The sequence below is a fragment of the Klebsiella sp. RC2 genome (genome assembly GCF_014192815.1).
In the GTDB taxonomy this organism is placed as follows: Bacteria; Pseudomonadota; Gammaproteobacteria; order Enterobacterales; family Enterobacteriaceae; genus Klebsiella; species Klebsiella variicola.
Genome location: NZ_JACHYL010000001.1, coordinates 868,581 through 890,319 on the forward strand (window position 1 = coordinate 868,581; position 21,739 = coordinate 890,319).

19 protein-coding genes and 6 tRNA genes are annotated in these 21,739 nt (G+C 55.4%); 14 read left to right on the top strand and 11 right to left on the bottom strand.

Annotation, left to right across the window (positions count from 1 at the left end; all coding sequences use genetic code 11):
- Positions 1-51: 51 nt before the first annotated feature.
- Complete coding sequence (locus FHW76_RS04045) at positions 52-1,293, bottom strand: Nramp family divalent metal transporter (protein WP_008803886.1); 1,242 nt, start codon at positions 1,291-1,293, stop codon at positions 52-54.
- Between the two features lie 346 nt (positions 1,294-1,639).
- Here FHW76_RS04045 and nupC point away from each other — a divergent pair, with 346 nt between their 5' ends.
- Positions 1,640-2,842, top strand: coding sequence for a nucleoside permease NupC (nupC, locus tag FHW76_RS04050; protein ID WP_012540950.1), 1,203 nt, complete (start codon positions 1,640-1,642; stop codon positions 2,840-2,842).
- Positions 2,843-2,890: 48 nt separating this feature from the next.
- Here the strand turns inward: nupC and FHW76_RS04055 are convergent, their stop codons facing one another.
- The 3 genes from FHW76_RS04055 to FHW76_RS04065 form a co-directional block, all read right to left on the bottom strand.
- Positions 2,891-5,062 carry an EAL domain-containing protein gene (locus tag FHW76_RS04055; protein WP_023340589.1) on the bottom strand — a complete coding sequence of 724 codons (2,172 nt, stop codon included), beginning with the start codon at positions 5,060-5,062 and terminating at the stop codon, positions 2,891-2,893.
- A 209-nt stretch (positions 5,063-5,271) separates the two neighbouring features.
- A tRNA-Ala gene (locus tag FHW76_RS04060) sits at positions 5,272-5,347 on the bottom strand.
- 41 nt (positions 5,348-5,388) lie between these two features.
- Positions 5,389-5,464: transfer RNA gene (locus tag FHW76_RS04065), tRNA-Ala, on the bottom strand.
- Positions 5,465-5,683: 219 nt separating this feature from the next.
- Between FHW76_RS04065 and FHW76_RS04070 the strand changes: the two genes are divergently transcribed.
- Together FHW76_RS04070 and FHW76_RS04075 are read left to right on the top strand one after the other, a co-directional pair.
- Positions 5,684-6,037, top strand: coding sequence for a YfeC-like transcriptional regulator (locus FHW76_RS04070; RefSeq protein WP_008803883.1), 354 nt, complete (start codon positions 5,684-5,686; stop codon positions 6,035-6,037).
- Positions 6,038-6,040: 3 nt separating this feature from the next.
- On the top strand, positions 6,041-6,433 hold the full coding sequence (locus FHW76_RS04075; RefSeq protein WP_008803882.1) for a YfeC-like transcriptional regulator: 393 nt from the start codon (positions 6,041-6,043) through the stop codon (positions 6,431-6,433).
- A 50-nt stretch (positions 6,434-6,483) separates the two neighbouring features.
- Here the strand turns inward: FHW76_RS04075 and gltX are convergent, their stop codons facing one another.
- A complete protein-coding gene (gltX, locus tag FHW76_RS04080) occupies positions 6,484-7,902 on the bottom strand; it encodes a glutamate--tRNA ligase (RefSeq protein WP_123836623.1) in 1,419 nt (472 codons plus the stop codon).
- Between the two features lie 259 nt (positions 7,903-8,161).
- Between gltX and FHW76_RS04085 the strand changes: the two genes are divergently transcribed.
- The 4 genes from FHW76_RS04085 (at position 8,162) to FHW76_RS04100 (ending at position 8,560) form a co-directional block, all read left to right on the top strand.
- Positions 8,162-8,237, top strand: a tRNA-Val gene (locus tag FHW76_RS04085).
- A 45-nt stretch (positions 8,238-8,282) separates the two neighbouring features.
- Positions 8,283-8,358: transfer RNA gene (locus tag FHW76_RS04090), tRNA-Val, on the top strand.
- Positions 8,359-8,404: 46 nt separating this feature from the next.
- Positions 8,405-8,480: transfer RNA gene (locus FHW76_RS04095), tRNA-Val, on the top strand.
- A gap of 4 nt (positions 8,481-8,484) precedes the next feature.
- A tRNA-Lys gene (locus FHW76_RS04100) sits at positions 8,485-8,560 on the top strand.
- 83 nt (positions 8,561-8,643) lie between these two features.
- Here the strand turns inward: FHW76_RS04100 and FHW76_RS04105 are convergent.
- Positions 8,644-9,570 carry a LysR family transcriptional regulator gene (locus tag FHW76_RS04105; RefSeq protein WP_008803880.1) on the bottom strand — a complete coding sequence of 309 codons (927 nt, stop codon included), beginning with the start codon at positions 9,568-9,570 and terminating at the stop codon, positions 8,644-8,646.
- 88 nt (positions 9,571-9,658) lie between these two features.
- Between FHW76_RS04105 and FHW76_RS04110 the strand changes: the two genes are divergently transcribed.
- The gene (locus FHW76_RS04110) at positions 9,659-10,657 is read left to right on the top strand and encodes a bile acid:sodium symporter family protein (protein WP_008803879.1); all 999 of its coding nucleotides are present in this window, start codon (positions 9,659-9,661) and stop codon (positions 10,655-10,657) included.
- Here the strand turns inward: FHW76_RS04110 and FHW76_RS04115 are convergent.
- The 3 genes from FHW76_RS04115 to zipA form a co-directional block, all read right to left on the bottom strand.
- Positions 10,654-10,872, bottom strand: a complete 219-nt coding sequence (locus FHW76_RS04115) for a DUF3820 family protein (protein WP_002913440.1) — start codon at positions 10,870-10,872, stop codon at positions 10,654-10,656. The genes FHW76_RS04110 and FHW76_RS04115 overlap by 4 nt on opposite strands.
- A 1-nt stretch (position 10,873) precedes the next feature.
- Positions 10,874-12,889 carry an NAD-dependent DNA ligase LigA gene (gene ligA, locus FHW76_RS04120; RefSeq protein ID WP_012540946.1) on the bottom strand — a complete coding sequence of 672 codons (2,016 nt, stop codon included), beginning with the start codon at positions 12,887-12,889 and terminating at the stop codon, positions 10,874-10,876.
- A gap of 69 nt (positions 12,890-12,958) precedes the next feature.
- Positions 12,959-14,023, bottom strand: a complete 1,065-nt coding sequence (zipA, locus tag FHW76_RS04125) for a cell division protein ZipA (protein WP_044649661.1) — start codon at positions 14,021-14,023, stop codon at positions 12,959-12,961.
- A 230-nt stretch (positions 14,024-14,253) separates the two neighbouring features.
- Here zipA and cysZ point away from each other — a divergent pair, with 230 nt between their 5' ends.
- The 5 genes from cysZ (at position 14,254) to crr (ending at position 19,125) form a co-directional block, all read left to right on the top strand.
- Positions 14,254-15,015: a sulfate transporter CysZ gene (gene cysZ, locus FHW76_RS04130; protein WP_110217164.1), complete on the top strand. Its 762-nt coding sequence runs from the start codon at positions 14,254-14,256 to the stop codon at positions 15,013-15,015.
- A 176-nt stretch (positions 15,016-15,191) separates the two neighbouring features.
- Positions 15,192-16,163 carry a cysteine synthase A gene (gene cysK, locus FHW76_RS04135; protein ID WP_012967478.1) on the top strand — a complete coding sequence of 324 codons (972 nt, stop codon included), beginning with the start codon at positions 15,192-15,194 and terminating at the stop codon, positions 16,161-16,163.
- Positions 16,164-16,543: 380 nt separating this feature from the next.
- On the top strand, positions 16,544-16,801 hold the full coding sequence (ptsH, locus tag FHW76_RS04140; protein WP_002913505.1) for a phosphocarrier protein Hpr: 258 nt from the start codon (positions 16,544-16,546) through the stop codon (positions 16,799-16,801).
- Positions 16,802-16,845: 44 nt separating this feature from the next.
- Positions 16,846-18,573 (top strand): phosphoenolpyruvate-protein phosphotransferase PtsI, encoded by a 1,728-nt coding sequence (ptsI, locus tag FHW76_RS04145; protein WP_008803874.1) that lies wholly within the window; start codon positions 16,846-16,848, stop codon positions 18,571-18,573.
- A gap of 42 nt (positions 18,574-18,615) precedes the next feature.
- Positions 18,616-19,125: a PTS glucose transporter subunit IIA gene (gene crr, locus FHW76_RS04150; protein WP_008803873.1), complete on the top strand. Its 510-nt coding sequence runs from the start codon at positions 18,616-18,618 to the stop codon at positions 19,123-19,125.
- 40 nt (positions 19,126-19,165) lie between these two features.
- On the opposite strand, the gene FHW76_RS04155 is transcribed toward crr, so the two are convergent.
- Together FHW76_RS04155 and pdxK are read right to left on the bottom strand one after the other, a co-directional pair.
- Positions 19,166-19,405: a hypothetical protein gene (locus FHW76_RS04155; RefSeq protein WP_012540941.1), complete on the bottom strand. Its 240-nt coding sequence runs from the start codon at positions 19,403-19,405 to the stop codon at positions 19,166-19,168.
- Entirely contained in the window at positions 19,405-20,268 is an 864-nt protein-coding gene (gene pdxK, locus FHW76_RS04160; protein ID WP_012540940.1) for a pyridoxine/pyridoxal/pyridoxamine kinase, read from the bottom strand. Before pdxK ends, FHW76_RS04155 begins: the two co-directional genes overlap by 1 nt.
- 82 nt (positions 20,269-20,350) lie before the next feature.
- On the opposite strand from pdxK, the gene ptsJ reads away from it, so the two are divergent.
- A complete protein-coding gene (gene ptsJ, locus FHW76_RS04165; protein WP_023323079.1) occupies positions 20,351-21,649 on the top strand; it encodes a transcriptional regulator PtsJ in 1,299 nt (432 codons plus the stop codon).
- The last annotated feature ends 90 nt before the right edge of the window (positions 21,650-21,739 follow it).

A 21,739-nucleotide genomic window follows, 5' to 3' on the forward strand; every position in this document is an offset into this window, starting at 1 on the left:
AAAAGGGGAGCCCATTGGCTCCCCTTTGCTTTAACCAGCGCGGGTCAAGAACTACGCCACGCCGAGCAGCGATCCCACAATTAACCAGCCGTTCAGACTCACCACAATGACGACAATCACCCAGCCAGTGACTCTCACCCAGCGGGTATTCACCAGGTCGCCCATCAGTTGCGCATTGCTGGTAAATATCAGCAGCGGCACCAGAGCAAGCGCAATACCAAAGCTCAGCAGCACCTGACTCATCACCAGGATACGCGTAGGATCCAGCCCCAGCAGGATCACCACAAACGACGGCAGCATGGTGACCGCCCGGCGAAACCACAGCGGAATATGAAAGCGGATAAACCCCTGCATGACGACCTGCCCTGCCAGGGTACCCACTACCGTCGATGATAAACCTGCAGCGACCAGGCTCAGACCAAAGATGGTCGCCGCCGCGTGGCTCAGCAGTGGCTCCAGCGTTCTGTAAGCCTGATCGAGATCGGCGACGCCGGTATGGCCGTTGAAATGGAATGCCGCCGCGGCGGTCGCCATCATCGCCAGGTTGACAAACCCGGCAATGGTCATGGCGATCGCCACATCCCAGCGGGTCGCGTTATAGCGTTCTTTCCGCGTACCGCCGTGCAGATGCTGGGTAAGCGAGGAATGTAAGTAGATAACGTGCGGCATAATGGTCGCCCCCAGTACCCCGGCGGCTAAGAATACCGCCTCGCCGTTGGGCAGCGTAGGGATCACCAGCCCTTTTGTCAGGGGGGCCAGCGCGGGCTGAGAAAAGATCAACTCCACGACATAGGCCACAGCGACAAACAACAGCAGCCCGCCGATCACCTTCTCCAGCGGCTTTTGCCCGCGCCGCTGCAGCATCAGGATCAGGAAGGTCGCCACCCCGGTCAGCACCGCCCCCTGCAGAAGCGACACGCCCAGTACCAGCTTAAAGCCAATCGCAGCGCCGATAAATTCAGCCAGGTCGGTGGCCATCGCAATGATTTCCGCCTGCACCCAATAGAACCACACCACCGGTCGCGGGTAATGGTCACGGATCTGCTCGGCCAGATTTTTGCCGGTGGCAATGCCCAGTTTGGCAGAGAGCACCTGGATCAGCATCGCCATCAGGTTGGCCCATACCACGACCCACAGCAGCTGATAGCCAAAGCTGGCGCCAGCCTGAATGTTAGTGGCGAAATTACCGGGATCGATATAGCCAATGGCAGCGACGAAAGCGGGCCCCATGAGGGCGAGCTTCACCTTGCGCGCGGCGCGACTACTGCTATTCTCAACGCGACTGCTAGTCATCTTCTGCCTCTGGAAATATAGCCTTTGCTATGTTTCATGCTATCAAAATGCGAATGATTATCAAATTCATTTAAAATGGAGATAATGATTGCTGTGATAGGCGGGAACAATAGCTGGCCGGAAATGAAAAACGGGCGTTAGAACACGAGAGCGTGCCCAGTACTAAGAGTAGTACAAGAATGCAACTTTTAAAACCTTTACGTAACATAACAAAAGTGGATGTTTGATCACTATTTTTGCCATTGGTCACAGTTCCTTGCAATAGTGTGCAATTGATCTCGTTTTCTTTAAAGCCGTTGCATAGAATGTGCACGGAAATTTAACCTGCCTCATATTTGGAGCAACTATGGACCGCGTCTTGCATTTTGTCCTCGCGATCGTTGTGGTGGCTATACTGGCCCTGTTGGTCAGTCACGACCGTAAAAAGATCCGTATTCGTTATGTTGTTCAACTGCTTGTCATCGAAGTCCTGCTGGCCTGGTTCTTCCTGAACTCCGATATTGGTCTGGGTTTTGTGAAAGGCTTCTCTGAGATGTTTGAAAAGCTTCTCGGGTTTGCCAACGAAGGGACAAACTTCGTGTTCGGCAGCATGAACGATAAAGGTCTGGCCTTCTTCTTCCTTAAGGTTCTGTGCCCTATCGTCTTCATTTCCGCGTTGATCGGTATTTTGCAGCATATTCGTATCCTGCCGATTGTCATCCGCGCCATCGGTACCGTTCTGTCGAAAATCAACGGCATGGGCAAGCTGGAATCCTTCAACGCCGTGAGCTCGCTGATCCTCGGTCAGTCGGAAAACTTTATCGCCTATAAAGATATTCTCGGCAAAATGTCGCGCAACCGCATGTACACCATGGCGGCGACGGCGATGTCCACCGTGTCGATGTCGATCGTAGGCGCGTACATGACCATGCTGCAGCCGAAGTATGTCGTCGCGGCGCTGGTGCTCAACATGTTCAGCACCTTTATCGTTCTGTCATTGATTAACCCGTACCGCGTGGAAGAGAGCGAAGAAAATCTGCAGATGTCGAATCTGCACGAAGGCCAGAGCTTCTTCGAAATGCTGGGCGAGTACATTCTGGCGGGCTTTAAAGTCGCGATTATCGTGGCGGCGATGCTGATCGGCTTCATCGCACTGATCTCGGCCCTGAACGCCCTGTTCGCCACCGTGACCGGCTGGTTCGGCTACAGCATCTCCTTCCAGGGGATCCTCGGCTATATCTTCTACCCGGTTGCCTGGGTGATGGGTGTGCCGGCAAGCGAAGCGCTGCAGGTGGGCAGTATTATGGCCACCAAGCTGGTCTCCAACGAATTCGTCGCCATGATGGATCTGCAGAAAATCGCCTCGACGCTCTCTCCGCGTGCGGAAGGCATTATCTCTATCTTCCTGGTCTCCTTCGCCAACTTCTCATCTATCGGCATCATCGCCGGGGCGATCAAAGGCTTGAACGAAGAACAGGGTAACGTGGTTTCTCGCTTCGGTCTGAAGCTGGTCTACGGCTCCACGCTGGTTAGCGTGCTGTCCGCCTCGATTGCGGCACTGGTTCTGTAACAGGCGCCAGTCATCTAAGCCGGGCAATGCCCGGCTTTTTTTTACCCGTCATTCGCCCAACGGCTGAGGCTTACCGACCAGGTAACCCTGCAGATAATTCACGCCCAGTTCCAGCAGGCGCGCTTTTTGCGGTTCGCTTTCGACATATTCCGCCACCACGCTCATCTGTTTCGCCCGCGCCATTTCGACAATCGATTTCACCATAATGGCGTCCAGCGGGTCCGTCAGAATATCGCGGACGAAGCAGCCGTCAATCTTAATGATATCGGCCTGCAGATGCTTCAGTCGTTCATAGTTCGCATAACCGGTGCCAAAGTCATCAATGGCGATAGCGCAGCCAAACGCGCGCAGCGCGTCGAGATTTTGCTGGCTGGTGTCGGCATTGGAGAAAGCCTGCTCTTCGGTCACCTCAATGGTGATAAGATCTGGCGAAATGCGATAGCGTTGAAAGAGCGCGATAATCTGCGCCGCGCTATCCTTTTGCATCAGGGTTGAAGGCAGCAGGTTGACCGAGAACCGCTGGCCGGGATGCTGATGGAGCGAACTGAACAGGGTCTCCAGCACCAGCATGTCAAAACGCTGGCTGAGGTTAAACTGCACAATCAGCGGAATAAACTGATCCGGCATAATGACGCTATCGCCACAGCGCATGCGCGTGAGGATCTCATGATAGCCCTCCCCCTCCGCGTTTTGAATCGGTTGCGCATAGAGCACCAGCGCCCGCTCTTTGAGAACCTGCTTGACGCGCATCAGGAGGCGTACCTGCTCGGTGGTTTGATCCACCACCAGCTCCTGCTCCTCATCCAACGCCAGTACCCGGCGTTCACTGCCCGCCTGTTCGGAAAGCCAGCTGAGCTGGCCCAGCATCTGGTGCAGCGTCTCACCCTGACCGTCATCACGGCTCCATGCCGCGCCAAACTCAAGATCCAGCGGCTGATTATGCCAGCTGAACTTTTTGTGGTTGAGGATGGCGACCATATGGTTTAGCCGCGCCGCAGGGTCCGGCCCGTCAAGCACGAGGATCAATTCGCTGCCGGGAACCTGGAAGACTTTATCCGTTGCCCCCAACAGCGGCTGAAGCGCCCGGATGATTTGCCGTTTACAGTCCACCCCCATCATTAGCCCATAATGTCGGCTAAGAAAATCGAGATTATCGATACGCAAGCTGCAGATAGCCTGCAGAGGACTACTCTGTAAATGGCTCACCAGCGCGCGCAGATTAGGTAAGCCCGTCAGCGGATCCTCTTCCGCCTGGCTACGCCAGCGGCGTTTATTGCGATCGCTACGGGCATAGGTGTCTGCCATATAAAACAAACAGATAGTGAAGGAGATCAGGACCGACAGCACAAAGGATAATGAATACTCGCTTTGGACGCCCTGGAGAAAGTTTTTATTATACACCACCAGCAAAAAGGCTGAGACAGACCATGAAATACGCAGCAGCGCATGACCAATCCGGCTAATCCCGATAAAGTAGACAATAAATATCACCGGAACTAAATAACCGGCAATAAATTCAGACTGATACGGCGCACACAGTAAAGTTAATAAAAGCGCCAGCGAGATAAACCAATATAGGGTAAAAGAACGATGTTTGGGTGCCAGCCATGGTAAACATTCCTGACGCCAGAAACGTCGGGCATAGTGCGGACTGATAATCATCCGCATTGGATAATAAAGAAACGTCGTAAAAATTAATGCCGCGCTGATTAAACTTTGGATATCTATTACGGTATAAATCAACGGCATACTACCAAAGTAACTGGTAATAGATAATGGAAACGCAAAATATTGCCCGGCAAGGTACATGGTGATTTTCAACAGCACCGGCGCGAAGAAGCCGCCCCAGAAGATCCGCGCCCCCATATGTTTCGCCGTGGGGCCACATCGCCAGCGCTTGCCCACCATCAGGCGTAAAACAGCGCAGGAGACAAACACAGCAAACAGCTGACAAAAGAGCAGAATAAGCGCCTGTGACAGCGTTAATTCAATGAGAAAGCTATTGGTAATGGCAAACGCGAGAATTAATGGTGCGATCGCATAGCGGCCAAAGATAAAAATAACAGAAAACATCACGCTGATTGGTAGCCAGGCAATATAAATAAGATTGCCATCAATAACCGTTTGCGGTGAAATAAAACGAGCCAGCGGAATAGCGACTAAACTGACGAGAAAGGCCAACAGAGTTTTTTTGATATTAATGTTAATTTTATCAAGCATTATTGTTAATTAAAACTCCGGCAACCTCATTACGTTTAATGGGGGAAATGTTATGTTGCTTATTTAGGGCAGGCAAGGTGAATTATCAGGAAAAAGTCTGAAATTACTTTCGATTTTAATAGCTGGAGATTAACTGACTTAACCAGAAAGTGCTTTACATGAAAACAGCTAAAAACAAAAACCCCCGCCGAGGCGAGGGTTCTGAATTTTGGTGGAGCTAAGCGGGATCGAACCGCTGACCTCTTGCATGCCATGCAAGCGCTCTCCCAGCTGAGCTATAGCCCCACAGGACCTCTTTACGAACCAAATCTGCTGGGTGCAGAATTTGGTGGAGCTAAGCGGGATCGAACCGCTGACCTCTTGCATGCCATGCAAGCGCTCTCCCAGCTGAGCTATAGCCCCGTAACGTAAAGCGTGTCGTGTTGACGGGCGGCATAATATGAATTCCTCGCTCAGGTGTCAACGGCAAAATTATCCTTCGCAATTCAATCGCTGAAAAAGCAGGCAACTTGCTGACATTGCGAGCCTTATCGCAGCCAGAAGTTAAACAGGTCACTTTTTCACGTAAAAGGATGCTATAACATGTGCAGCTAATTCCCATACATTTACTCAGGAAATAGTATGCTCAAGGAACGAATGACACCTGAAGAAATCGCCCACCTGACCGGCTATAGCCGGCAAACCATCAATAAATGGGTGCGGAAAGAAGGCTGGCAAACCTCTCCGCGGCCTGGCGTCCAGGGTGGCAAAGCGCGGCTGGTCCATGTCAATGAGCAAGTCAGGGAGTTTATCCGCAGCGCTCAGCGCGTGGCAGAGACACCAGGCGCCTATTCTACCCACGACAGCGATCTGGAATCGCTGCTGCTGACCCTTAGCAAAGAGCTCACTCCCAGCGAGCAGAAGCAGCTGATGTCGCTGTTGCTGCGCGAAGGGATCACCGGGTTACTGCTTCGGTTAGGGATCCGCGATCGGTAAAGCATGATGAAACTGAAAGATAAAATGACACCCGCAGAGCTCGCCGACTGCCTGGGACTGGCCAGACAAACGATCAATCGCTGGGTTCGCCAGCAAAAATGGCGCACGGAAGCGATACCCGGCGTCAAAGGAGGACGCGCGCGACTGGTGGTCATCGACAAACCGGTGCTCGAATTTCTGACCAATGCGCCTGCCAGGCGCCATCTGTTTACCGACAATCATTTGGCGGAATCGCCCGGCGCTTATCTGGTCAATGAGGCTGACGTGGTCTGGCGGCAAATCACGGAAACCCTGCAACTGATGACTCCGGCCGAACAGCTGCAGCTTCGCGATCTGCTGGCCCGGGAAGGGATTAGCGGCTTTCTTGCCCGCCTCGGCATCGCCAGCCCGGCGTAACAGACAAAAAACGGCAGGAGTAACCTGCCGTTGTTTCATCCACGTCCCAATCAGGACGCCTGACCTTCACGTTCAGCGATAAAAGCCAGCGCTTTGTTGATACGCTCAACGCTACGGGATTTACCGATAGCGTGGACGGTGACGTCAAGCGCAGGAGACTGCCCTGCCCCGGTAACCGCCACGCGCAGCGGCATGCCGACTTTACCCATGCCGACTTCCAGCTCATCAGCGGTTGCCTGAATTGCATGGTGGACGTTCTCCGCTGTCCAGTCGCCGATCGCCGCCAGCTTGTCGCGAACCACTTCCAGCGGCTGACGCGCCACCGGACGCAGATGTTTCTTCGCCGCATCGGCGTCGAACTCATCGAACTCTTCATAGAAGTAGCGGCAGCTCTGAGCAATCTCTTTCAGCGTTTTGCAACGCTCGCCCAGCAGTTTCACCAGCTCGGCCAGCTGTGGGCCATTACGGGTATCGATATTTTCCTGCTCGATGTGCCACTGCAGATGCGTCGCCACGTATTCCGCCGGCAGCGTATTGATGTAGTGATGGTTCAGCCACAGCAGTTTGTCGGTGTTGAACGCACTCGCGGATTTGCTGACCGCCCCCAGCGAAAAGAACTCGATCATCTCTTCGCGGGTGAAGATCTCCTGATCGCCATGGGACCACCCCAGACGTACCAGATAGTTAAGCAGCGCTTCCGGCAGGTAGCCGTCGTCACGATACTGCATCACGCTCACCGCACCGTGGCGTTTGGACAGTTTTTTACCGTCATCGCCGTTGATCATCGACACGTGGGCGTAAACCGGCACCGGCGCATTCAGCGCTTTGAGGATGTTGATCTGGCGCGGTGTGTTGTTGATATGATCTTCACCACGGATCACATGGGTGATCGCCATATCCCAGTCATCTACCACCACGCAGAAGTTATAGGTCGGGGAACCATCGGTACGACGAATGATCAGATCGTCCAGCTCCTGGTTGCTGAACTCGATAGGTCCGCGGATCTGATCGTCAAAGATCACCGACCCTTCCTGCGGGTTGGCAAAACGCACCACGCACGGCTCATCGTCGGCATGATGCTCGTGGCTATGGCGGCAGCGGCCATCGTAACGCGGCTTCTCACCGTTCGCCATTTGCTCTTCGCGCAGCGCTTCCAGACGCTCTTTCGAGCAATAACATTTATAAGCGGTGCCAGCTTCCAGCATCTCATCGATCACGTTGTTATAACGGTCGAAACGTTTGGTCTGGTAATAAGGGCCCTCATCCCATTGCAGATTCAGCCAGTTCATGCCATCCATGATGGCTTCAATTGCTTCCGGGGTGGAGCGTTCGAGATCGGTGTCTTCAATACGCAGCACAAACTCACCGCCGTGGTTACGAGCAAAAAGCCAGGAATAGAGAGCAGTACGCGCACCGCCAACGTGCAGATAGCCTGTTGGGCTTGGCGCGAAGCGAGTTTTGATTTTCATGAATTGGCCTTACGTTTAATAAAGATGCCGATAGCCGGCAATGTCCGGTGGAAATTATGGGTCAATATTCTAACACCGTGGGCTGATTCCTCAATGTTGATCCCGTCGGAACGTCACGGTTTGCCATTTTTGTTTATAAATCATGCTACGCCGCCGGTTTTACGATCGCTTTGTTTAATTTTACGACGAACGAACGAATTCTTTAGAAAAGGCGTTGACTCATTTTCAACTCTCCCTATAATGCGACTCCACACAGCGGGGGTGATTAGCTCAGCTGGGAGAGCACCTCCCTTACAAGGAGGGGGTCGGCGGTTCGATCCCGTCATCACCCACCACTACTTAACGTAGTCTCCGCCGTGTAGAACAGAAAATTGAGAAGTGGGTGATTAGCTCAGCTGGGAGAGCACCTCCCTTACAAGGAGGGGGTCGGCGGTTCGATCCCGTCATCACCCACCACTTTCTCGCCAGCTGGATTTTCTGTCAAAATGTGAAGTACCGAAGTGGGTGATTAGCTCAGCTGGGAGAGCACCTCCCTTACAAGGAGGGGGTCGGCGGTTCGATCCCGTCATCACCCACCACTTCGGGTCGTTAGCTCAGTTGGTAGAGCAGTTGACTTTTAATCAATTGGTCGCAGGTTCGAATCCTGCACGACCCACCAATGTAAAAAGGCGCCCTAAAGGCGCCTTTTTGCTATGCGCAGTTTGCGGTCTTGCCGCGAGTTCCCCCGCAGCACTCCCCCTGTCAGCGCTGATACAGCGGATCTTCCACCCTCGCAGCGGTTAAATTTGCCCCTTCTTCACGCACAATTTCCCATAACGCCTGAGCGGCGGTCGACAGCGAGCGATTTTTCCGGCATGCCAGCATCAACTGCCGCTCCATCACCGGGGTCAGCCGCTTCACCGTCAGATGGCTCCCCTGCGGTAACGGCAGCGCCAGCGCCGGCAGAACGCTGATGCCAATTCCCGATTCTACCATCGGAAACAGCGTTGCCGGGTGACCAATCTCCTGCACAATGTTCGCCCGGATAGCCAGCCGGCTAAGGGCCGCATCAATCAGCGGACGGCTGCCGGAGGCATAGTCCTGCAGGATCAGTCTCTCATCCTGCAGCGCTTGCCACGGCACCTCCGTCAGGCCGGCAAAAGGATGATCCTCCCGGCAGAGCAGCAAAAAAGGTTCCGCCAGGACCACTTCACACTGCAGATCTGCCGCCGGGCCGGGGTCGATCACAATGCCGAAATCCACTTCCCCATGGCGAATACTCTCCAGCACCCACTGCTGGGGCCGATCGTGCAACACAAAATCGATATCTGGATAACGACGGTTGCTGTGAGCAATACACTGCGGAATCAGGTGGGCGGAAATCGTCTGACTGGCGGCGACCTTGACGGTACCGCTCATCTGCTGGCCGACGCGCCCGGCGTCGCGCAGGGTAATCGTCAACTCATCGAGCAAACGCTCCAGCCGCCCCGCCAGCTGCTGACCCGCTTCGGTGAGCACGACTTCGCGAGTGGTACGGTCGAGTAGCCGGACGCCGGTCTGATGCTCCAGCTCTTTGACGCTATGGCTGACGGCCGACTGACTTAAGCCAATCATCTCCCCTGCCCGGCTGAAGCTTCTGGCCCGGGCGACGGTGACGAATACTTTTAACTGACGCAGAGAGTAATTCATCTTTTTTATTCATGAATAGATGCAATAAATCAATTTTATTTCTCAAATGAAAAAAAGCACAATAGCGCATCTCTTTTCAGGAGCGTTTATGAAACTTTTCCGCATTCTCGATCCGTTTACGGCAACCCTGGTCACCGTTGTCCTGCTGGCCTCATTCTTCCCCGCCCGTGGCGCTTTCGTTCCCTTCTTTGAACATCTGACCACCGCCGCCATTGCCCTGCTGTTTTTTATGCACGGCGCTAAACTCTCCCGGGAAGCGATTATCGCCGGCGGCAGCCACTGGCGTTTGCATCTGTGGGTGATGTGCAGCACCTTTATTCTCTTCCCGGTACTCGGGGTTCTGTTTGCCTGGTGGGCGCCGGTGAATGTCGATCCGATGCTCTACAGCGGCTTTATCTATCTGTGCATTCTGCCGGCCACCGTGCAATCCGCTATCGCCTTTACCTCACTGGCCGGAGGCAACGTCGCGGCGGCGGTGTGCTCAGCCTCGGCCTCCAGCCTGCTGGGGATCTTTGTTTCACCCCTGCTGGTTGGCGTCCTGATGAACCTTCATGGCGCAGGCGGCAGCCTCGAGCAGGTCGGTAAAATCATGCTGCAGCTGCTGCTGCCTTTCGTACTCGGTCACTTATCACGGCCGTGGATCGGCAACTGGGTGGCGAAGCATAAGAAGTGGATTGGTAAGACCGACCAGACCTCGATTCTGCTGGTGGTTTACTCCGCCTTTAGCGAGGCAGTGGTGAATGGCATCTGGCATAAAGTCGGTCTGGGATCGCTGCTGTTTATCGTGGTGGTCAGCCTGGTGCTGCTGGCCATTGTCATCGCCGTTAACGTGTTCGTCGCCCGCCGCTGCGGCTTTAACAAAGCCGATGAGATTACCATCGTCTTTTGCGGTTCGAAAAAGAGTCTGGCCAACGGCATCCCGATGGCCAATATTCTCTTCCCGACCTCCATCCTCGGCATCATGGTGCTGCCGCTGATGATCTTCCACCAAATCCAGCTGATGGTCTGCGCGGTGCTGGCGCGGCGCTACAAGCAGCAAACCGATGCGCGTCTCGCTGAGGAAAAGGCCAACGCCGCCAAAGCTTAACGCGCTTTCTTCAGGGGCTGAACCAGATCGCTCAGCCCCTCGGTTTTAATCAGCAGGGTCAACGCCATCAGCTCGCCGAGATGGCCGGCAGGAAACTGATCCTTACGCGCAAACCACAGTAAATACTCTTCCGGGACATCGATTAAACGACGTCCCTTGTATTTACCGAACGGCATCTCAGTATTGGCTATTTCGACCAGCTGCGCTTTATCCACGTTATTCTCCCAGCAGACGCATCATTTCGGCTTCGTCAATCACCTCAATGCCCAGCTCCTGCGCTTTCGCCAGCTTAGAACCCGCCGCTTCGCCGGCAATCACCAGGTCAGTTTTCTTCGACACGCTGCCTGCCACCTTCGCCCCCAGCGCGACGAGACGCGCTTTGGCGTCATCCCGCGATAGCTGACTCAGGCTGCCGGTCAGGACCACGGTTTTACCCGCAAACGGGCTATCAATCTCTTCCGCCTTCACCACGACTGGCGCCGGCCAGTGAACGCCTTCGGCCAGCAGCTGCGCGATGACATCGCGGTTACTCTCTTCGGCAAAGAAGTTGAAGGTATGGGTGGCAACCACGATGCCAACATCAGGGACCTTTTGCAGCTCCTCAATGGAAGCCTGCTCCAGGGCTTCAAGAGTGCCGAAATGCGCCGCCAGGGCCGCCGCTGTCGCTTCGCCTACCTCGCGAATACCCAGAGCGTAGAGGAAGCGTGCGAAGGTCGTCTCTTTGGCTTTTTCCAAAGCATTGACCACATTTTGCGCGGACTTCGGCCCCATCCGATCCAGCCCGGTGAGTTTCCCGGCGCTCAGGCGGAACAGATCCGCCGGCGTATGGACATACTCTTTCTCCACCAGTTGGTCGATGATCTTGTCACCCATGCCGTCAACGTCGAGCGCGCGACGGGAGACGAAGTGCTTAAGCGACTCTTTACGCTGCGCGCCGCAGATAAGGCCGCCTGTACAGCGGGCTACCGCCTCGCCCTCCACTCGCTCAACGTCGGACTGACATACCGGGCAGTGGGTCGGGAAGACAACATCCCGGGCATCCGCCGGACGCTCGGAAAGCACCACATTGACCACCTGCGGGATCACATCGCCTGCCCGACGAATCACTACCTTGTCGCCGATTTTCAGACCTAAGCGTTCGATTTCATCGGCGTTATGTAGGGTGGCATTGCTCACCAGCACGCCGGCGACATGGACCGGCTCCAGGCGCGCCACTGGCGTGATCGCCCCGGTGCGCCCTACCTGGAACTCCACATCCCGGACGAAAGTCATCTGCTCCTGTGCCGGGAACTTAAAGGCCACGGCCCAGCGCGGCGCGCGGGCCACAAAACCCAACTGCTCCTGCAGCGCCAGCGAATCGACTTTGATCACCACGCCATCAATGTCAAAGCCCAGATGAGGACGATCTTCCTCGACTTTACGATAGTAAGTGAGCACTTCCTCGGGAGTATGACACAGGGTGACGCGATCGCTCACCGGCAGTCCCCATGCTTTGAACTGCTGCAAACGGGCCGAGTGGCTGGCCGGCAGCTCACCGCCCTCCAGCACGCCAACGCCGTAGCAGAAGAAAGTAAGCGGTCGCTTCGCAGTGATGCGCGGATCGAGCTGGCGCAGCGAACCCGCCGCCGCATTACGCGGGTTAGCAAACACTTTTCCGCCGGTGCGGCGCGCTTCTTCATTGATTTTTTCAAACCCGGCCTGCGGAAGGAAAACCTCACCACGCACCTCAAGACGTGCCGGGATATTCTCGCCATGCAGCTTGAGGGGGATAGTGCGAATGGTTCGCACATTGGAGGTAATATCCTCGCCGGTGGTACCGTCGCCGCGGGTCGCGGCCTGCATCAGTACGCCGTTTTCGTAGAGAATACTCACCGCGAGGCCGTCGAGCTTAAGCTCGCAGCAGTAGGTGAGATCGTCAGTGCTTTTCAGGCGATCCTGTACCCGCTTGTTGAAGGCGAGAAAGCTCTCTTCATCAAACACGTTATCCAGCGACAGCATCGGCACTTCATGGCGGATCTGGCTGAAGGCAGTTAGTGGCGCCGCCCCCACCCGCTGAGTCGGCGAGTCCGGGGTAATCAGCTCCGGATGTTGACTCTCCAGCTCGCGCAGCTCGCGCATCAGGCGGTCATATTCCGCATCGGGCACTTCCGGTGCGTCCATAACGTGGTACAGATATTCATGATGGCGAAGCGTGGTTCGCAGTTCAGTCAGTTGTTGTTCGATCGGTTCCATATCACACCATCAATGATAAAAAACCCCCGACAGGCGGGGGTTGAGAAGGAGTTGAGATAACGCGGGACGTCAGGCGTTCGCGTCTTTCACTTCGCGAATACGATCCTGGTATTCACGCAGTTTTTGCGGCGTCATCATGCGACGCTGATCGTCAAGCACCACACCGCCCACTTCATCGGCGATATACTGCGCAGACTGCAGCATCAGCTTGAAGTTCTGCAGTTCATCACCGTAGGAAGGGACCTGCATAAAAATAGTCACCCCAGGGGTCATCATATCCGCCATGCTGTCCGGATTGAAGGTCCCCGGCTTCACCATGTTGGCCAGACTGAACAGTACCGGGCCGCTGCCATCCGGACTCAGATGGCGGTGGAAAATATTCATTTCACCAAACTTGAAGCCGGCCTGCTGGATGCTGTTGATCAGCACCTCGCCGTTAAGCTGTGCGCCGTGATGGGCGGCGACGTTCATCACAATGACCGTCTCTTTACGCTCTTTCGGCTGCGGCGCGGCAGGCTGCTGCGGCTCTACCGGCTGCGGCTCGACCACGGCGGGCTGCGGCGCGGCAACAGGCTGTGGCACAGGCTGCTGCGGGGCGGCTGGCTGCGGCTGGGCAACGGTCGGCGTCACCGGCTGCGGTGCGACGGGCTGCTGCACAACGGGCTGCGGCTGATGTTGGGGTTGCACGGACGGCTGCGCGGGCTGCGGCTGTTGCCAGCCAGGCTGCGGAGCCGCATGCGGCACAGGCTGCTGTCCCTGCGGTTGAACCGGGGCCTGGCGCGGCGATTGCTGCGGCTGGCGAACCGGTTCATCAGGACGCACAGGCTGCTGCATCTGGCGCTCGTAAGGCGGCTGGTACTGGTGCTGCGGCGCCTGACGAGGGGCTTCATGCTCCCCATGCGCGCCGTGCGGGGCGTGAGTGACCGGATGAACGCGGACTTCACCTACGCCTTCAACATTATCATCAAAGTCTTCGTTTTCCGACTCATCGTCGCGCGACTTCATACGTTTCAGTGGGCGATCGCGAAACATCGAAGAACGTTCTTTACGGCTGGTCCAAAAACCATGTACCAGTAAAGCGATTATGGCGATCGCGCCAACAATGATTAATATCAGACGCAAATCCTGCATCATTATATTCTCTGTTGTTCTAACACCTTGCCACCACGGCAAACATTTACTCACTAAGAGTATTTGCCGATTACCTCAAGTGCAAGTGCGTCGGTCGCTTTCACCACATAAAGATGAACTAAATCGTGCTTTTTGCTGTTTTTTCGAACATTTCCTAACTGGTTATTGTCTGGCGACCCGATAAAATAAGCGAGCATTCACACTGGATGTTAAAAAAGGAGCATTGCCTGGCTATGGTTTCATCATCCGCACCGACCCCGCGTAGCGGCGTTTATTATTTTTCGCAGGGCTGGAAACTCATCGGGCTGCCTGGCATACGGCGTTATGTCTTTTTGCCTTTGCTGGTTAACGTGCTGCTGATGGGCGGAGCCTTCTGGTGGCTGTTTACCCGTCTCGACAGCTGGATCCCCTCGCTGATGAGCCATGTGCCGGACTGGTTGCAGTGGCTGAATTACCTGCTGTGGCCGGTGGTGGTGCTCTCGATTCTGCTGGTGTTTGGTTACTTCTTTTCGACTATCGCCAACTGGATAGCTGCGCCGTTCAGCGGCCTGCTGGCGGAACAACTTGAAGCGCGTCTGACTGGCGCCACCCCGCCGGATGTCGGCGTCTTTGGCATCATGAAGGATATTCCGCGCATCATGAAACGTGAGTGGCAGAAGCTGGCCTGGTACCTGCCCCGTGCCATCGTGCTGTTGCTGCTCTACTTTATACCCGGCGTTGGCCAGACGGTGGCCCCGGTACTCTGGTTCCTGTTCAGCGCATGGATGCTGGCAATTCAATACTGCGATTACCCCTTTGATAATCACAAGGTCCCCTTCAGGACCATGCGCGAAGCGCTGCGCAGCCGCAAAGTGATGAATATGCAGTTTGGGGCGCTCACCAGTCTGTTTACCATGATCCCGGTGTTAAACCTGGTGATCATGCCAGTGGCCATCTGCGGCGCCACCGCAATGTGGGTCGATTGTTATCGCGATAAACACGCGGTCTGGAAATAGCCCCAACATGTTCACCCCGGGAGCGGCTGAGGCCGCTCCTTATATCTCGCTTATTCCTTCTTGCTTATCATTATTTCCCTTCCGCATATAGATATGCTAAATCCTTACTTCCGCATATTCTTTAAGCGGGTATGCTGATGCCGTACCCCCAAATTTCATACAGTTAAGGACGGGCCATGAGTAAGATTTTTGAAGACAACTCCCTGACTATCGGTCACACGCCGCTGGTACGACTGAACCGCATTGGTAACGGCCGTATCCTGGCAAAGGTAGAATCTCGTAACCCGAGCTTTAGCGTAAAATGCCGTATCGGCGCCAATATGATCTGGGATGCTGAAAAGCGCGGCGTTTTGAAACCTGGCGTGGAACTGGTCGAACCGACCAGCGGCAACACCGGTATCGCCCTCGCCTACGTGGCGGCGGCCCGTGGTTACAAGCTAACGCTAACCATGCCGGAAACCATGAGCATTGAGCGCCGCAAACTGCTGAAAGCGCTGGGCGCCAACCTGGTACTGACCGAAGGCGCAAAAGGCATGAAAGGCGCTATTCAGAAAGCGGAAGAGATCGTCGCCAGCAACCCGGAAAAATTCCTGCTGCTGCAGCAGTTCAGCAACCCGGCTAACCCGGAAATCCACGAAAAGACCACCGGCCCGGAAATCTGGGAAGACACCGATGGTCAGGTGGACGTCTTTATCTCTGGCGTAGGCACCGGCGGTACGCTGACCGGCGTCAGCCGCTACATTAAAAACACCAAGGGCAAAAAAGATCTGATCACCGTCGCGGTCGAACCGACCGATTCGCCGGTCATCTCCCAGGCGCTGGCGGGTGAAGAGCTCAAGCCAGGCCCGCACAAAATTCAGGGTATCGGCGCCGGCTTCATTCCTGGCAACCTGGATCTGAAGCTGGTGGACAAAGTGATCGGCATTACCAACGAGGAAGCTATCTCCACGGCGCGCCGTCTGATGGAAGAAGAAGGCATCCTGGCGGGTATCTCTTCCGGGGCCGCCGTTGCCGCCGCGTTGAAGCTGCAGCAAGATGAGGCCTTTACCAATAAGAATATTGTGGTTATCCTGCCTTCCTCAGGTGAGCGTTATTTAAGCACCGCGCTGTTCGCCGATCTCTTCACTGAGAAAGAACTGCAACAGTAGTGCCAGCTTGTAAATAATGTGTAAAAAAGCACCTTTTCAGGTGCTTTTTTGTGGCATACGTCAAAGTTTTACCCCTCCTGGCATTGATTCACCTCGTAGGGTCTGGTATTTAACCAGCACATTTATTTTGATGCGCGAAATTATTCAGAAGAGGATTTCCGCCAGCTGAATCGATTTTATGATTTGGTTCAAGTCTTCCTTTCGCGGCATAATGTTTAATGACGTGCTAGACGTCAATGGCCCGCAGGTCTTCGCAGCGCCAGGCGCTGCCGACGCCAAGGCCGGAAACGTAACGCCGGCGCTAACAATACAGGCTAAAGTCGAGTCGTTAGACTAGACTTTAGGTCCACAACACTAAACCTATAAGTTGGGGAAATATAATGTTCCAGCAAGAAGTTACCATTACCGCTCCGAACGGTCTGCACACCCGCCCTGCTGCTCAGTTTGTTAAAGAAGCTAAAGGCTTCACTTCTGAGATCACTGTAACCTCCAACGGCAAAAGCGCCAGCGCCAAAAGCCTGTTCAAACTGCAGACTCTGGGCCTGACCCAGGGCACCGTAGTGACCCTCTCCGCTGAAGGCGAAGATGAGCAGAAAGCTGTTGAGCATCTGGTTAAACTGATGGCTGAACTCGAGTAAGTTCACGGGTTCTTTTTCATATCAGTCACAAGTAAGGTAGGGTTATGATTTCAGGCATTTTAGCATCCCCGGGTATCGCCTTCGGCAAAGCACTGCTGCTGAAGGAAGATGAAATTGTCATCGACCGGAAGAAAATTTCTGCCGATAAGGTTGATCAGGAAGTCGAACGTTTCCTGAGCGGCCGCGCCAAGGCCTCCGCCCAGCTGGAGGTCATCAAAACCAAAGCTGGTGAAACTTTCGGTGAAGAAAAAGAAGCCATCTTCGAAGGGCATATCATGCTGCTGGAAGATGAGGAGCTTGAGCAGGAAATCATAGCCCTGATTAAAGATAAGCACATGACTGCCGACGCGGCAGCCAATGAAGTTATCGAAGGTCAGGCCACTGCCCTGGAAGAGCTGGACGATGAATACCTGAAAGAACGTGCGGCTGACGTACGCGACATCGGTAAGCGCCTGCTGCGCAACATCCTTGGTCTGTCAATTATCGATCTGAGCGCGATTCAGGATGAAGTCATCCTCGTCGCCGCCGATCTGACCCCGTCTGAAACCGCACAGCTGAACCTGAAAAAAGTGCTGGGCTTCATCACCGACGCGGGCGGCCGTACCTCTCACACCTCCATCATGGCGCGTTCCCTGGAACTGCCGGCCATCGTGGGCACCGGCAGCATCACGGCGCAGGTGAAAAACGGCGATTATCTGATTCTTGACGCGGTGAACAACCAGGTTCTGGTCAACCCGTCTAACGAGCAAATTGAAGCGCTGCGTAATCTGCAGGCTCAGGTTGCGGAAGAAAAAGCCGAACTGGCGAAACTGAAAGATCTGCCGGCGATTACCCTCGACGGCCATCAGGTTGAAGTCTGCGCCAACATTGGTACCGTTCGCGATGTCGAAGGTGCTGAGCGCAACGGCGCCGAAGGCGTAGGCCTGTATCGTACCGAATTCCTGTTCATGGACCGTGACGCGCTGCCAACTGAAGAAGAGCAGTTTGCAGCCTATAAAGCGGTGGCTGAAGCCTGTGGCTCTCAGGCCGTTATCGTGCGTACCATGGACATTGGCGGCGACAAAGAGCTGCCGTACATGAACTTCCCGAAAGAAGAGAACCCGTTCCTCGGCTGGCGTGCCGTGCGTATCGCGATGGATCGTAAAGAGATCCTGCGCGATCAGGTGCGCGCCATCCTGCGTGCCTCCGCTTTCGGTAAACTGCGCATTATGTTCCCGATGATCATCTCTGTTGAAGAAGTGCGTGCGCTGAAGAAAGAGATCGAAATCTACAAACAGGAACTGCGTGACGAAGGTAAAGCATTTGACGAATCCATTGAGATCGGCGTGATGGTGGAAACACCGGCTGCGGCGACCATTGCTCGTCATCTGGCCAAAGAAGTTGATTTCTTTAGTATCGGCACCAATGATTTAACGCAATATACTCTGGCAGTTGACCGTGGTAATGATATGATTTCACATCTTTACCAGCCGATGTCACCGTCTGTACTGAATCTGATTAAGCAAGTTATTGATGCTTCTCACGCTGAAGGTAAATGGACTGGCATGTGCGGTGAGCTTGCGGGCGATGAACGTGCTACACTTCTGTTGCTGGGTATGGGGCTGGACGAATTCTCTATGAGCGCCATTTCCATCCCGCGCATCAAGAAGATTATTCGTAATACGAACTTCGAAGATGCGAAAGTATTAGCAGAGCAGGCTCTTGCTCAACCGACAACGGACGAGTTAATGACGCTGGTTAACAAGTTCATTGAAGAAAAAACAATCTGCTAATCCAAGAGATGCGCGGCCCAAATTACTGCTTAGGAGAAGATCATGGGTTTGTTTGATAAATTGAAATCTCTGGTTTCTGATGACAAGAAAGACACCGGAACTATTGAGATTATTGCTCCCCTCTCCGGTGAGATCGTCAACATCGAAGACGTACCGGATGTGGTTTTTGCGGAAAAAATTGTGGGCGATGGGATTGCCATCAAACCGACCGGCAACAAAATGGTCGCGCCGGTAGACGGTACCATTGGTAAAATTTTCGAAACCAACCATGCGTTCTCTATTGAATCTGATAGCGGCATCGAGCTGTTCGTTCACTTCGGTATTGATACCGTTGAACTGAAAGGCGAAGGCTTCAAGCGTATCGCTGAAGAAGGCCAGCGCGTGAAAGTCGGCGACCCGGTTATCGAATTCGATCTGCCGCTGCTGGAAGAGAAAGCCAAGTCTACCCTGACTCCGGTGGTTATCTCCAACATGGACGAGATCAAAGAACTGATCAAACTGTCCGGTAGCGTGACCGTGGGTGAAACCCCGGTTATCCGCATCAAGAAGTAATGCTTGCTGCATAAAAATGGCGCCGAAAGGCGCCATTTTTTTATATCGCGCTGGTCACCGGCTGATAGCACTTCTCCCGGGACAGAATGCGCAATCCCTCCGGCGTGCTCTCCAGAATACGACGCTCACTGTCAGAGACCAGCAGATCGCACTGGTACCCTCCGGCCAGGCCGAACAGCGACCGCGCTACGCAGGCATCCTCCAGCGCCGCCTCCCCTGTGGTATCAAAATGACCGACAATGCGCCCCTGTTGGCGGATCACTAACCGATAGCTTTTCATCAGTTTTTCTCCCGTGGCGGCAGGATCAGTTCGTCACACCCCTGCGCGGCAGTCCAGTTCATGACCTCCAGCACGCGCCGGGCGGCAGCCTGCGTCGCCGCCCCCAGCGCCAGGCCGGTGAGCAGACCGCTCACCAGCTCTGCACAGAACAGATCGCCCGTTCCCTTCAGGTCCGTTTCCACCCGCGGGTGGGCCACCACCTCCACCGCATCGGCCGTCACCACCAGCACATTTATCGTCGAACGCGCCTCTCCCGGCGCGCTGGTGATCACCACCCATTTGAGGGTATCTGACAGCAGGCTTCGCGCCGCGGCGACCGCCTCCTGCTGATTGCGACAGCGCTGGCCGCTCAGCGTTTCCAGCTCAAACAGATTGGGGGTGATCCCTTGCGCCAGTGGCAGAAGATGCTGACGATAGGCGTCCGGGATCTCAGCCTTAACGTAGATGCCGCTGTCGACATCGCCGATGACCGGATCCACCAGAATGCACAGCCCGGGATGGCGGGCCCGCACCCGCGTCAGCCACTGTGCCAGACGTTCGATTTGCACGGCGTTGCCCATATAGCCGGTGGTCACTGCACGCAGTTCGCGCAACGCATCGCGTTCCTCCAGCGCCTGCAGATACCCAACAAACCACTCCTCCGGAATAATGCCGCCATAGAACGTCTCATAATGGGGCGTATTGCTGAACAGTACCGTCGGCACCGCCAGCACGCGCAAACCGTGCTGTTTAATGGCCGGAACCGCGATGCTGTTGCCAACGCTGCCATAGACTACCTGGGACTGCACAGCGACGATATCGACTTCCGACGCCCGGCTTGTGTCGTGAAAGAGCACTGATTGTATGTCATCTTGCTGGCCCATCTTTTCTCCCCCCGCTGGACAGCGGGTCACGCACTGATTATGATTCGTCCTATGCTAAATTTCATTTTGTCATAGGTCAATAATGTTTACCGGAAAAACCGCCAGCGATATCTTCGATCATATCCGCCATCTGGTGCAGAGCGGTGGGTTGCGGCCCGGAGAGGTTCTGCCACCGGTACGCGAGCTCGCCAGCCAGCTGGAGGTGAATCGCAATACCGTCGCCGCCGCCTATAAACGGCTGGTCACCTCCGGGCTGGCCGTCAGCCAGGGACGAAACGGCACGGCCATTAAAGCACGGGATCCGCTGCCGGCGCTGGAGGGCGGTGACCCAACGACGCCGCTGAACGATATCTCCAGCGGCAATCCGGACCCCGCCAGACTGCCTGAATTAACCCGTTATCTGGGCCAGCTTGCCCGCACACCACGCCTGTATGGCGATGCTCCCATCGAGCCGCGGCTTGGTCAATGGGCCGAGGCGTGGTTTGCCAAAGAGATAGCGGTTCCCTTTGCGGTGAATCTCGCCAGCGGAGCGATTGACGCCCTGGAGCGTCTGCTGTGCGCTCTGCTGCTGCCCGGCGACGGCGTGGTGGTCGAAGATCCCTGTTTTCTCAGCAGCATCAATATGGTGCGTTACGCCGGCTTTACCCCCTGCCCGGTGGCGGTGGATGCTGAGGGGATGGATCCTGACGGCCTGGAGGAGGCGTTACGCAACGGCGCACGGGCGGTGATCTTAACCCCGCGCGCGCATAATCCTACCGGCTGTAGCCTGACGGAAACCCGGGCGCATGCCCTGCGGGAGGTGCTGGCCCGCTATCCGCAGGTACTGGCGATTGTTGATGACCATTTTGCCCTGCTGTCGGCCACGCCATGGCACTCCCCTCTTCCTGCAAGTACGCAACGCTGGGCGCTGGTGCGCTCAATGTCAAAAACCCTCGGGCCAGACCTGCGGCTGGCCTTTATCGCCAGCGATGCCGATACCTCAGCGGCGCTGCGCCTGCGGCTTAACGCCGGCAGCCAGTGGGTCAGCCATCTGCTGCAGGACCTGACGCTGGCCTGTCTGACCGATGAGGCGTTTATCGCCTCGATGACGGAGACCCGTCGTCATTATCGCCAGCAGAATGAGAAACTGGCGGCGGCGCTGGCCCGGCACGGCCACAGCCATGCTACGCCTGGCGATGGACTCAATTTCTGGCTGCCGCTGCCAGCGGCGAGCCAGCCCTACGCCTTACGCCTGGCCCGCGCCGGCTGGCTGGTCCGGGAGGGGGAAATATTTGGTGTCCGAACGCCTGCGCACGGGCTGCGCCTGTCGCTGGGCCGTCTGAGTGACGCTGAGATTTCCCGCCTGGCGGCTGATATTGCGCTGGTCTTAAATCAACCCTGATGCAGGCCGTATCATTCGGCATGTTGAAGCATCTGCCGCACAGGTGAGTGATGGCAGCTGCCGATAAATTAATGAAAAAGCAAACGAAAG

Bases quoted from the DNA above. Each gene is read 5' to 3' on its own strand.
- FHW76_RS04045 (WP_008803886.1), bottom strand. From the start codon at position 1,293: ATGACTAGCAGTCGCGTTGAGAATAGCAGTAGTCGCGCCGCGCGCAAG.
- nupC (WP_012540950.1), top strand. From the start codon at position 1,640: ATGGACCGCGTCTTGCATTTTGTCCTCGCGATCGTTGTGGTGGCTATA.
- FHW76_RS04055 (WP_023340589.1), bottom strand. From the start codon at position 5,062: ATGCTTGATAAAATTAACATTAATATCAAAAAAACTCTGTTGGCCTTT.
- FHW76_RS04070 (WP_008803883.1), top strand. From the start codon at position 5,684: ATGCTCAAGGAACGAATGACACCTGAAGAAATCGCCCACCTGACCGGC.
- FHW76_RS04075 (WP_008803882.1), top strand. From the start codon at position 6,041: ATGATGAAACTGAAAGATAAAATGACACCCGCAGAGCTCGCCGACTGC.
- gltX (WP_123836623.1), bottom strand. From the start codon at position 7,902: ATGAAAATCAAAACTCGCTTCGCGCCAAGCCCAACAGGCTATCTGCAC.
- FHW76_RS04105 (WP_008803880.1), bottom strand. From the start codon at position 9,570: ATGAATTACTCTCTGCGTCAGTTAAAAGTATTCGTCACCGTCGCCCGG.
- FHW76_RS04110 (WP_008803879.1), top strand. From the start codon at position 9,659: ATGAAACTTTTCCGCATTCTCGATCCGTTTACGGCAACCCTGGTCACC.
- ligA (WP_012540946.1), bottom strand. From the start codon at position 12,889: ATGGAACCGATCGAACAACAACTGACTGAACTGCGAACCACGCTTCGC.
- zipA (WP_044649661.1), bottom strand. From the start codon at position 14,023: ATGATGCAGGATTTGCGTCTGATATTAATCATTGTTGGCGCGATCGCC.
- cysZ (WP_110217164.1), top strand. From the start codon at position 14,254: ATGGTTTCATCATCCGCACCGACCCCGCGTAGCGGCGTTTATTATTTT.
- cysK (WP_012967478.1), top strand. From the start codon at position 15,192: ATGAGTAAGATTTTTGAAGACAACTCCCTGACTATCGGTCACACGCCG.
- ptsH (WP_002913505.1), top strand. From the start codon at position 16,544: ATGTTCCAGCAAGAAGTTACCATTACCGCTCCGAACGGTCTGCACACC.
- ptsI (WP_008803874.1), top strand. From the start codon at position 16,846: ATGATTTCAGGCATTTTAGCATCCCCGGGTATCGCCTTCGGCAAAGCA.
- crr (WP_008803873.1), top strand. From the start codon at position 18,616: ATGGGTTTGTTTGATAAATTGAAATCTCTGGTTTCTGATGACAAGAAA.
- FHW76_RS04155 (WP_012540941.1), bottom strand. From the start codon at position 19,405: ATGAAAAGCTATCGGTTAGTGATCCGCCAACAGGGGCGCATTGTCGGT.
- pdxK (WP_012540940.1), bottom strand. From the start codon at position 20,268: ATGGGCCAGCAAGATGACATACAATCAGTGCTCTTTCACGACACAAGC.
- ptsJ (WP_023323079.1), top strand. From the start codon at position 20,351: ATGTTTACCGGAAAAACCGCCAGCGATATCTTCGATCATATCCGCCAT.